Below are 11372 nucleotides of genomic sequence, written 5' to 3' on the forward strand. Positions count from 1 at the left end.
ATGGGAGAACTTCAAAAGCTTCGTTCCGTACATCCTAAAATGTTCCACGTGGAACATTTTACTTATCGGCCCAGAAATACCAGTAATACACTGATGTCGCTGGGAGAAACACCACTGATCCTGGATGCCTGGGAGATCGTGACCGGCCGAATACTATTTAGTTTTTCACGGGCTTCAAATGACAGGGATTTTAATTTGGAATAATCGAAATTATCTGGAATCCTTATATTTTCAAGTCGCTGAAGTTTGTCTGCATTGCTCTTTTCCTTTTCGATATAGCCTGAATATTTCACCTGAATCTCTGCCTGCTCCATGACTTCCCTGTCGATCTCATTCGTCTTAACATAATCAGAGACCTCCTTAAGCTGCAGCATATGATCCATACTTACCTTGGGCCTGGAAAATACCTTAAACATTTTATCGGCCTGCTTTACCGGAGCCGAATTCACCTCTTCCAATATCTGATTCATGTCCTCCGGATCGTAACTTGTGAGTTTAAAAAACTCGACGAACTCTTTTGATTTCTTTTCTTTCTCTTCCATTTTCCGCATCCGCTCTACTGAAGCCAATCCAATTGCATAACCCTTAGGAGTGAGACGGAGATCCGCATTGTCCTGTCGCAAAAGTGTCCTGTACTCCGCCCTGGAAGTAAACATCCTGTAGGGCTCTTCGGTGCCCTTCGTGATCAAATCATCTATGAGTACGCCTATATACGCTTCGTCCCTCTTGAGTGTGAATGGTTCTTGCTCATGGATCTTCAAATGTGCGTTTATGCCCGCTATAAGACCCTGGGAAGCAGCCTCCTCATATCCCGTAGTACCATTGATCTGCCCTGCAAAATAGAGGTTATTAATAATTTTAGTTTCCAGTGTATGCTTTAGCTGTGTTGGTGGAAAATAATCGTATTCTATTGCATACCCCGGTCTGAAGAATTTGACATTTTCAAATCCTTTTACGGTCTTAAGCGCCTTGTATTGCACATCTTCGGGTAGAGATGTGGAGAATCCGTTGACGTAAACTTCAACCGTATTCCAACCTTCGGGTTCTACAAATATCTGATGACTGTCCTTATCTGCGAACCTGTTAATTTTATCTTCAATCGAAGGGCAATAACGCGGACCTATACTTTTGATCCTTCCATTAAACATGGGTGATCTGTCAAAACCCTCCCTGAGTATATCATGAACCGCTCTCGACGTATGTGTCATATGGCAGTCCCTTTGTTCTGTTAACACAGGCGTATCCAAATAAGAAAATTTCTCAGGATTTGGATCACCGGGCTGTGGGATCATCCTGGAATAATCCAGAGATCTTCCATCTACTCTGGGTGGGGTCCCCGTCTTCATTCTGCCACTGTCGAAGCCCAAATCTACCAACTGTTCTGTTATTCCTGTTGCCGCCTTTTCGCCTGCCCTGCCTCCTCCGAATTGTTTTTCTCCAATATGAATCAATCCATTTAAAAAAGTACCATTGGTCAGGACGACAGACCTGGCGCGTATGTCCAATCCGAGTGAGGTTCTCACTCCTACAACTTTATCGCCCTTTACCAAAAGGCCCGTAACCATTTCCTGGTAAAAGTCCACATTCGGGGTGCCTTCCAAAAGTAATCTCCATTCCTCGGCAAAACGCATACGGTCATTCTGAGAGCGCGGACTCCACATGGCGGGACCCTTGCTTTTGTTTAGCATTTTAAACTGTATGGCTGACTTATCAGAAACTATCCCGCTATAGCCCCCTAAAGCATCTATTTCCCGAACTATTTGTCCTTTGGCGATACCCCCCATGGCCGGGTTGCAAGACATCTGCCCTATGGTCTGTAGATTCATAGTGATCAGCAGCGATTTTGACCCCATGTTGGCCGCTGCTGCCACTGCCTCAGCCCCAGCATGGCCGCCTCCTACTACTATTACGTCGTATTCTTTCTCAAACATAGCCTATGGTTCCACGTGGAACATTTGTAATTTATTATCCTCAGCTGCTGTCATAATACTCTTTTCCAAGGTTGTCTTATCCTTTAATCCCATCAAATGAAGGATTCCGTGTATCATTACCCGCCTGAGTTCCTCCTCAAATTGCACCTTGTATTTTACGGCATTCTCTTTTACTCTGTCAATCGATATAAAAATATCCCCGCTTATCCTCTTATTACTGGTGTAATCAAACGTAATGATATCTGTATAATCATGGTGATTCAAATACTCCTTATTGATTTGGAGTAACTCCTCATCGCTGGTAAAGACATAACTAATATCCCCCGTCACAAAACCTTCTCCGTTGATCACTTTTTTCAACCAATCGGTATATTTCCTTTTGTTCTTTAATACAAATTGCGTCTTGAAATTATACTCAATCATCCTCCCGGAAATATCGTTTTAAGGCTTCTCCGTAAAATTCCTGCAAAGGTAAGGCTTGTCTTTGTAATAATTCTATCATCCCTTTATCCTGTAATAAGGCCTCCCTTTTTCTGATCACCGGCCTATCATACCTGTTAAGTGCTTTTTCGCTTTTTCTGTCCTCTTCCTTGTCTTGTTCCATGGCTGCATTTTCTAACCGTAACAATTGTTGCTTGATTCTGTTCACCTTATCCATGGTTCTCTGTGTAATTCCATTTTCAATCAGATCCCTTTCGAACTCCTCCATCTGCCTTGCCAGGAGTTTGGCCAATTCCCTGTCTTCATTCCTTATCATATCCCTTAGCTGTTCCTCTAGTTTTGCCCTTATTACCTGCTGTTGTTTGTAGATCTCATACAGGGCTTCCAGATCTCCTTCATCACCCTGTCCTTCACCTTTTTCTCCATCCCTATTCCCCGAACTTTCGCCTATTTGCCCTTCGGAATCTCCTTTGCCCGTTTCTCCTTTGTCTCCCTTCTGTTCTTTGCCTAACTCCTGCATACTTCCCTGAATCTCCTCCTGACCTTTGATTATATCCGGAAGTTGAAAGCCATCCCGGGGCTTGCCACTGCCCTTTCCCTGAGCCAGGGATTGTTGCATGTTATTCAAGACATCCGCGAGGAAATCGGCAAGATTGTTTGCCGCTGTAAGGACTGCCTGCTGATGCGCCCCTGCCCTGTAAGCCTGCCCCTCTGAGAGGTTTTCGAGTGCGCTATCAATATTGTAGTAGACCTCCGTGATCTGCTCATTTACAAACTCTGAGATTTCCACCTGTCTCAGCGAAAGGGCAAACAAACTGTCATCAACATGTTCAAACAATCCCTTTAGTTGTTTTTCCTCCCGGACCACACTCACCGCAAAATTCCGACCACCCCCTTCTCGTGTCAGCTTATCCAGCACATCTTCCTGTTTTAGTGAAAAAACGATCAGGTTTTCCAGGATCTGTCTTAACATTTCTGCATCCTCTGCCATACTTTCAGCGCTTCCGCTCATGGCTGACTGTTGCAAGGCATCTGACATTCTCTTCATCTTATTGGCTGCAGACCTTTGATGTTTCTTTGCACTTTCCTTTGCTTCATTTTCATTATTGTCTGGATCTTCTTGCTGTTCCGAATTGCCAAGTTGTTCTCTTGCATTTTGCAAATCCCGATTTATCTCTTGCTGTAACTCCTCACTGGTGTTTATCGGAAGTGGTTTTCTTAATTCACGGTTAGCCTTCTGAAGCTCTTGTAATTCCTTTGAGAGTTTATCAAAATTTTCTTCTATATTTTTCTGTTCTTTTGAAACTTCCTTAGCGCCTTTGTCCGAGTCTGCTAAGCGCTGTTCTCTCTCTGACAGTTTCTGTAAATCCTCAGACAATTTACGCGCCTTTTCAGTTACATAGTATTGCTTTGTGAGTTCTAACAGCTGACTGAGGTTGCGTTTGCTATTCTGCTGTCTCTTGCCTATCTCCTCAAGCCTTTTAGCTAATTCCTCCCTGTCCATCTTATCCGTCAGCTTTTGTAGCTCTTCCAGGAGTTTTTCATTTTTTTTTGCCTCCAACTCCTGCCTCTGTAGTCTTTCTTTTAAAAGCTCATCCACAGATTCTTCATCCCTGTTCTCATTCATCGTCTCCTGAATCTTCCTGCTGAATTTTTCCATCAGGACTTCCTGTTGCTGCTGTGCTTTTAAAAAGTCCTTGATCGCTTTCTGATCGTTATAATCCAGGACGTTTTTTTCCTTTTGATTTTGTTCAATTTCTTTTAATTCCTCCTCACGTTTTCTAAACTCCTCAAGGTTCTTGTCCCAAGCTTGCAGGGCATTCTCTTGATCTTTCAATCGCTGTTCCTCCCGTTGATCTGCGTCCGGAATAACAGTGCTGAAAACATCACTTTTGGAAACCTTCCCGCCTCTTCTCACATCATTATCTGTCACCTGGAAATAATAGTTGTAATTCTTTCCGCTTTGAAGATCGAGCCCCGTAGGAAAATCGTAAACAAAAAGGGATTCCCGTTCCCCGGGTCGGTCCAGCAAAATTGTTTTGGCCGAATCTTCCATACCCTCTTCGAAATACACCAGATCAAGCCGCACCAGGCCGTAATCATCTCTGGCCCTGCCTTCATAGCTTATGGCATTTGACATGGAATCTCTCAATTCCCTGACAAGGATTGAAGGCCTTGAATCCCGAATTACACCGAGTTTATATTGCAGTCGTTCGAAATCCCGGAGATCGGTATTCGAGGTAGTAATTTCATAGGTAAGGTCTGTATTGAGTGTCCGTTTCAGTTCGAACTGGTCCTCGGAATGGTTGAAGCCGTATACGGAATCGTTTACTATCTGATTAACCTGTTCGGTATTGGCTGCCGTAATGATCCATTTTACTATTGTGCCTTCCGGAATAACAGCATTGCCCGTGCCCAGGAGCGTGTCACTTTGTTTTCCGGTATGGCCAGGATACTTCAATACCGTTATAAACTCTTCTATGACCGGAGGTGCCATAGTTTTCAAAGTATAACTCCTGGATCTTACCTTATTAGCCGTAAAGTAAAATTCCTGATGTCCTTCCGGGGCTGTGAAGGTGTAGACGAATTGTCCGTCTTCCTCTTGCATCATCCTTTCTATACCTTCTATAACTATTTGAGCGTATTCCGGTTTAATATCCCCTTCTGTGGCCACCCGAAGAGTAAAATCTTGTTTTGAGATGGTCTTTAAGGAGCTGTTTAAGACAAGGAAACGAAAAGGGGCTGGTTTTTCATATGCCATATCGTAATGAACAACTCTGTCCAGGGATTCCTTGTATTCCCCAGCCTTCCCTGCAATCCAAATTCCGGCAAGGACCAATAAAGGAATAAAAGCATAACGCGCATAGGTTAGGCTTTTCCTTATATCAATGGCCTTTTGAAAAGGAATCGGGGATAATGCCTGAGAGCGCTGGTCGATACTTGCCAACAGTAATTCACTTTTCTCAGGGTCAGCTGCCAGGTCGAGCAGATTTACAAGCCTGTCTCCAACTTCTGGGAAATGATTTCCTATAATTCGTGCAGCTTCCTTCAGGCTAAGTCCTTTTCTTACCCTCAGGAGATACATCAAAGGGATTCCAAGGTAATTCACGAGAAGAAAAAGGGTTCCCCCTATGGCCATCAGAAACAAAACCAATCTGCCCGTTGTTCCCATCCATAAAATGTATTCCAGGGAGAGCAGGAGTAGCCAGAATAATAACCCAAGGGTCAGAAAGAGAAAGGCCCCTTTGATCATTCTTGTCCTGTAGTATTTGGTGATGAATCCTGACAGTTTATCCAGGATGCCGTTATAGCTTTCCAAAATCCATTATATTTAATACCAAGATACCTGATATGCCAGAATCGAAGGTCAAAAATTTGTTAAAAAGCTAAAGATGAAGGATTTAAAATACCTGTCGGCCCTCAGCATCCCCCTCTCCGCGGTTATCGGTATATCCCTTGGTGGCTATTGGTGTTTTCTCACCCCTGTATACGCCTTTGTCATCATTCCCATCCTGGAGATCCTGCTTCCCGTAGATCCCGTTAACGACGACCCCGATACCAAGGGCAAGAAGGCAGCAGACAAACTCTTCGACTGGATGCTCTACGCAAATCTCCCCCTCGTTTATGGCTTGCTGATCTATTTCCTGTGGTCTGTATCAACCTATGGGTATTCCCTTTCAGAGTTAATCGGGCTTGTCCTTTCCCTGGGCATTGTCCTGGGAACCAATGGAATCAATGTGGGTCACGAACTCGGGCATCGCCAGCAAACCGGGGAGAGGTTTCTCGGGAAGCTCCTGTTGCTGCCTTCCCTCTACATGCACTTTTACATAGAGCATAATTTCGGGCACCACGTTCACGCCGCTACAGCCGAAGATCCGGCCACGGCACGCTACAACCAATCTGTGTATTCGTTCTGGTTCACCTCTGTATGCAGGCAGTACATCAATGCATGGAAAATCCAGAGTAAACTTCTCCGACAAAAGGACCTTGGGTTCTTTTCTCTTCAAAATGACATGTTTTGGTATCAGCTCATTCAGGCAGGCTACCTCCTGACCGTGTATCTTATTTTTGGGTCGACTGGCCTGCTCTTTGCTTTCGCCTCAGCCGTGGTAGGTTTTCTTTTACTTGAAACAGTGAACTACATAGAGCATTACGGATTGTTGAGGAGCCGGAAAGCATCGGGGCGTTACGAGCGAGTGAGGGAAATACATTCCTGGAACAGCAATCATGTCCTGGGGCGTATCATTCTTTATGAGCTCACTAGGCACAGCGATCACCACTATATCTCCTCTAAGAAATATCAGCTGCTCGACTGCCATGAGGACTCTCCTCAAATGCCTTTTGGATATCCCACCTCCATGGTGCTTTCCTTTATTCCTCCTCTCTGGTTCCGGTTGATGAATCCGAGGATCCCCGAGGCCATGAAACCCTCCTTTGGAAAACCATAAATAAGGTGGTGTCCTTCCCTGAAAGAGCCCTTTATCCTGTTTTTGGGATTCCCCCTCTTCCCCCTATCTTTGCCTTCTCAACACTTCGTCCATGAATGAGAAAATACGTGTGCGGTTTGCCCCCAGTCCAACTGGCCCTTTACATATAGGAGGGGTCCGTACTGCCCTGTTCAATTATCTGTTCGCAAAAAAGAAGAAAGGGATATTTATCCTCCGCATTGAGGATACCGATCAAAACCGATATGTTGAAGGCGCAGAGGAATATATTGTAGAGGCATTGAACTGGTGCGGGATCCCGTATGATGAAGGACCGGGAAAGGACGGGGGCTTTGGTCCATACCGACAAAGCGAACGCAAGCACCTCTACAAACAATACGCCGAGGAGCTCGTGCAAAAAGGAATGGCGTACTATGCGTTTGATACACCGGAGTCCCTGGATCTGCTAAGGAAAGAACTGGAAGAAAAGGGAAAGACGTTTATCTATAACTGGCACAACCGCGAAAGACTGCAGAATTCCCTGACACTAAGTCCGGAAGAAACCAGAACGAGGCTTGAAGCTGGTGAGGAGCACGTGATCCGCTTCAAGACCCCTTACGACCAGACTGTTCACCTGACCGATGAGATTCGCGGCAGGATCAATATCGATGCCTCCTTATTGGATGACAAGGTGTTGTTCAAAAGCGACGGCATGCCCACGTACCACCTTGCCAATGTGGTGGATGACCACCTTATGGAGATCACCCACGTGATCCGGGGAGAGGAATGGCTTCCTTCCCTGGCACTACACGTTCAGCTCTACGAGGCCTTTGGGTGGAAGCCCCCCGTATTTGCACACCTTCCGTTGATCATGAAGCCTACAGGGAAAGGAAAGTTGAGCAAAAGGGATGGTGAAAAAATGGGATTCCCTGTCTTCCCCCTGTCCTGGCGGGATTCAGCAGGTTACAGAGAGGCCGGATATTTCCCGGAGGCTGTGGTAAATTTCCTTGCCATGCTGGGATGGAATGCCGGAGATGATAAGGAAATGTATTCCCTGTCTGAGTTGATCAGTGCCTTTTCTCTGGAGCGGGTCCACAATTCCGGAGCCCGATTCGATCCTGAAAAGACAAAGTGGTACAACCATCAATACCTGCAGTTGAAATCGGATGCAGAAATTGCCGCCCTTTTTAAGCCAATCCTCCAAGAAAAATTGGGAGAAAAGAAAGCAGGAATCAAGGAAGAATCCATACGGGAAGTCGTTTCCCTGGTCAAGGAAAGGGCTGATTTTGTAAAAGACCTCTGGGGTCTGAGCTCCTATTTCTTTAGAGCTCCTGAGGAGTACGACGAGAAGGCCGTAAAGAAGCAATGGAAAGAGCATACGCCCGGGATTATGAAATCCCTTATAGAACTTGTGGAGAAAGTTGAGCCTTATGATTCATCGACCCTTGAAGGAAAGGTCAAGGATTGGATCCAAAAAGAGGGGTTGTCCTTTGGGATGGTAATGGCTCCACTCAGACTTCTTATTGTAGGCGGACTCATGGGGCCTCATCTCTTCGATATCATGGCCCTGATCGGGAAGGATGAGAGCCTTGCGCGGATGCGAAAAGGCTTGCGAGAACTTCCCTGAAGTATTTTTATTTCTATCCGCCGCGGTAGCAGAATTTAGAAGTATCTTGTAACAGAAGCGCAGGAAATGCGACATATTCCTTGCGTATTATGTATCATTTACTAACTAAATTCTACTTTCCCATGGGCAACTTTATCCTGATCCCCATTTTATTCTTTGCGTTCGTTGTATTGCTGATGTCATTTTTTGTGGTGAAACAGCAGACGGCAGCCATCATTGAACGCTTTGGCCGGTTTCAAAGCGTTCGGAACTCCGGCCTGCAAATGAAGATCCCCCTGGTCGACAGGATCGCCGGGAGGGTCAGCCTGAAGATCACTCAGCTCGATGTGATCGTGGAGACCAAAACCCTGGATGACGTATTCGTAAAGCTCAAGGTATCTGTTCAGTATGTGGTGATTCGGGATAAGGTTTATGAGGCATTTTACAAATTGGAATATCCGCATGAACAAATTACCTCCTATGTCTTCGACGTGGTCAGGGCCGAGGTGCCCAAGATGAAGCTGGACGATGTCTTTGTAAAGAAGGACGATATCGCTATTGCGGTGAAAGCTGAATTACAGGATGCCATGCTGGATTACGGATACGATATCATCAAGACCCTGGTGACCGATATAGATCCGGATGCCCAGGTGAAAGCGGCTATGAACAGGATCAACGCCTCTGAACGGGAAAAGATAGCGGCCCAGTTCGAGGGAGACGCTGCCCGTATCCTCATTGTTGAAAAAGCCAAGGCAGAGGCTGAAAGCAAGCGTTTACAAGGGCAGGGGATAGCAGATCAAAGGAGGGAGATCGCCCGAGGACTCGAGGAGTCCGTGGAAGTCCTCAACAAGGTAGGTATCAATTCTCAGGAAGCATCGGCACTGATCGTGGTCACTCAGCACTACGATACCCTGCAGGCCATTGGGGAAGAAACCAATACCAACCTGATCTTACTGCCTAATTCGCCCCAGGCAGGCAGCGATATGCTGAACAATATGGTCGCCTCTTTTACGGCGAGCAATATGATAGGGGAGGCCATGAAAAAAGACCCGTCAAAACCTAAAAATCCGAAGTAAGCTCTAAAAGTTTAAAGAAAACCCGAAACTTCCTCCGTTTCGGGTTTTTTACAGTCTTGACGTATCCAAATGCCAGATCAGTCATTTTAAGGACCGTGAAGCCCATTTTGTTCGCGGAACAGTGCATTGACCCATTCTCCATGCAAAAACCCGTTACAAACAGGCTGATAAAGTCGATTTCAATATAATATACTTATTGTTATTTTTAAATCGATAAGTTCTGTCGATTATCCTTCATTGGCGATTTTTGCCCAGCTGTCCCTGAGGGGGACGGTTCGGTTAAAGACGAGATTGGAATTTGAAGAGTCCTTGTCGACATTGAAGTAGCCCAACCTCTGAAACTGGAAATGATCTTCTACCTGTGCTGAACTCAGGCTGGGTTCTACATAGGCTTTGATCACCTTCAGGGAATCGGGGTTGACGAAGTCGAGGAACTCTTTATCTTTATGGGTGTCCGGGGATTCATCCGAGAAGAGCCGATCGTATAGTCTTACCTCTGCTACCAGGGCGTGATCTGCAGAGACCCAGTGTAACGTACCCTTCACTTTACGCAGGCTTTCTTCCGTTCCACTGCCACTTTTACTCCTGGGATCGTAAGTGCACTGGATTTCAGTAATATTCCCGTCCGCATCCTTAGTGCAGCTCTCTGCTTTGATGATATACCCATTTTTGAGTCGGACTTCCCCTCCGAGTTTGAGTCTGAAGAATTTCCGGTTGGCCTCTTCTTTGAAATCTTCTCTTTCGATATAAATCTCCCTGGAAAATGGCACCTCCCTGAATCCCGCTGACTCATCTTCCGGGTTGTTCTCAGCTTTCAACCATTCGGTATTTTCTTCCGGATAGTTGGTGATTACCACTTTTACCGGGTCTAGAACCGCCATAACACGGGGAGCCTTCTTGTTGAGGTCCTCCCGTACGTGGAATTCCAGGAGGGAAACATCTACCAGGTTTTCCCTCTTTGCGATCCCAATAGTGTCTGCAAAATTCCGAATAGCCTCCGGGGTGTAACCTCTTCGCCTCATCCCCGATATGGTGGGCATCCTTGGATCGTCCCATCCATTGACCACTTTTTGTTCTACCAATTGAAGCAGCTTTCGCTTGCTCACCACGGTATGACTCAGGTTTCGGCGGGCGAATTCCCTTTGTTTGGGCCTCACTTTTTCAGGGTCGATCACCTGGTCGAGGAACCAGTCATACAATTCCCTGTGAGGCGCAAATTCCAGGGTACACAAGGAGTGGGAAACCTGTTCGATATAATCACTTTCCCCATGTGTCCAGTCGTACATCGGATAAATACACCAATCGGTATTTGTGCGGTGATGGGCCTTGTGCAGGATGCGGTACATGATAGGGTCCCGCATCAGCATATTGGAAGCGACCATATCGATCTTGGCCCTCAGGACATGGGATCCTTCCGGGTATTTTCCTTCTTTCATGTCCCGGAACAAGGCGAGGTTCTCTTCCACGCTCCGGTTGCGGTAGGGGCTGTCCGTCCCGGGCTCCGTGGGCGTTCCTTTTTGAGCCGCCATTTCCTCAGAAGTCTGACTGTCTACATAGGCCTTCCCGTCCCGGATCAGTTCAATGGCCCATTCGTAGAGTTGCTGAAAGTAATCCGAGGCATAACATTCACTCTCCCAGGTAAATCCGAGCCATGACACGTCCCGTTTAATGGCGTCTACATACTCCTTTTCCTCCTTAACGGGGTTGGTGTCATCGAACCTGAGGTTGACCGGGGCCGAATACCGCATGCCAAGCCCGAAATTCAGGCAAATGGAACTCGCGTGGCCAATGTGCAGATAGCCGTTAGGTTCCGGTGGAAAACGAAACCTCAGGGCCGATTTTGGGAACCCATTAGCCAGGTCTTCCTCGACGATATGTTCGATGAAATTCAGTG

General features: G+C 46.3%; 7 protein-coding genes. 3 read left to right on the forward strand and 4 right to left on the reverse strand.

Going from position 1 to position 11372, the window contains the following annotated elements:
• Positions 1-62 precede the first annotated feature (62 nt).
• From mnmG to ABYP73_RS01365, 3 genes are read right to left on the reverse strand one after another with little or no spacing between them, the layout of a single operon-like run.
• Positions 63-1931, reverse strand: coding sequence for a tRNA uridine-5-carboxymethylaminomethyl(34) synthesis enzyme MnmG (gene mnmG / locus ABYP73_RS01355; protein WP_372973237.1), 1869 nt, complete (start codon positions 1929-1931; stop codon positions 63-65).
• A gap of 3 nt (positions 1932-1934) precedes the next feature.
• Entirely contained in the window at positions 1935-2354 is a 420-nt protein-coding gene (gene ybeY, locus ABYP73_RS01360) for an rRNA maturation RNase YbeY (protein ID WP_372973238.1), read from the reverse strand.
• A complete protein-coding gene (locus ABYP73_RS01365; RefSeq protein WP_372973239.1) occupies positions 2347-5691 on the reverse strand; it encodes a DUF4175 family protein in 3345 nt (1114 codons plus the stop codon). The genes ybeY and ABYP73_RS01365 overlap by 8 nt, the downstream gene beginning before the upstream one ends.
• Before the next feature lie 73 nt (positions 5692-5764).
• On the opposite strand from ABYP73_RS01365, the gene ABYP73_RS01370 reads away from it, so the two are divergent.
• From ABYP73_RS01370 to ABYP73_RS01380, 3 genes are all read left to right on the forward strand, one after another.
• Positions 5765-6820, forward strand: a complete 1056-nt coding sequence (locus ABYP73_RS01370; protein ID WP_372945280.1) for an alkane 1-monooxygenase — start codon at positions 5765-5767, stop codon at positions 6818-6820.
• A gap of 91 nt (positions 6821-6911) precedes the next feature.
• Positions 6912-8423, forward strand: a complete 1512-nt coding sequence (gene gltX / locus ABYP73_RS01375; protein WP_372945279.1) for a glutamate--tRNA ligase — start codon at positions 6912-6914, stop codon at positions 8421-8423.
• A gap of 122 nt (positions 8424-8545) precedes the next feature.
• On the forward strand, positions 8546-9478 hold the full coding sequence (locus tag ABYP73_RS01380) for an SPFH domain-containing protein (RefSeq protein WP_372945278.1): 933 nt from the start codon (positions 8546-8548) through the stop codon (positions 9476-9478).
• Positions 9479-9705: 227 nt separating this feature from the next.
• Here the strand turns inward: ABYP73_RS01380 and ABYP73_RS01385 are convergent, their stop codons facing one another.
• On the reverse strand, positions 9706-11370 hold the full coding sequence (locus ABYP73_RS01385; protein ID WP_372973240.1) for a glutamine--tRNA ligase/YqeY domain fusion protein: 1665 nt from the start codon (positions 11368-11370) through the stop codon (positions 9706-9708).
• Between the last annotated feature and the right edge of the window lie 2 nt (positions 11371-11372).

Source organism: Muriicola sp. (genome assembly GCF_041567615.1).
Taxonomy (GTDB): domain Bacteria; phylum Bacteroidota; class Bacteroidia; order Flavobacteriales; family Flavobacteriaceae; genus Muriicola.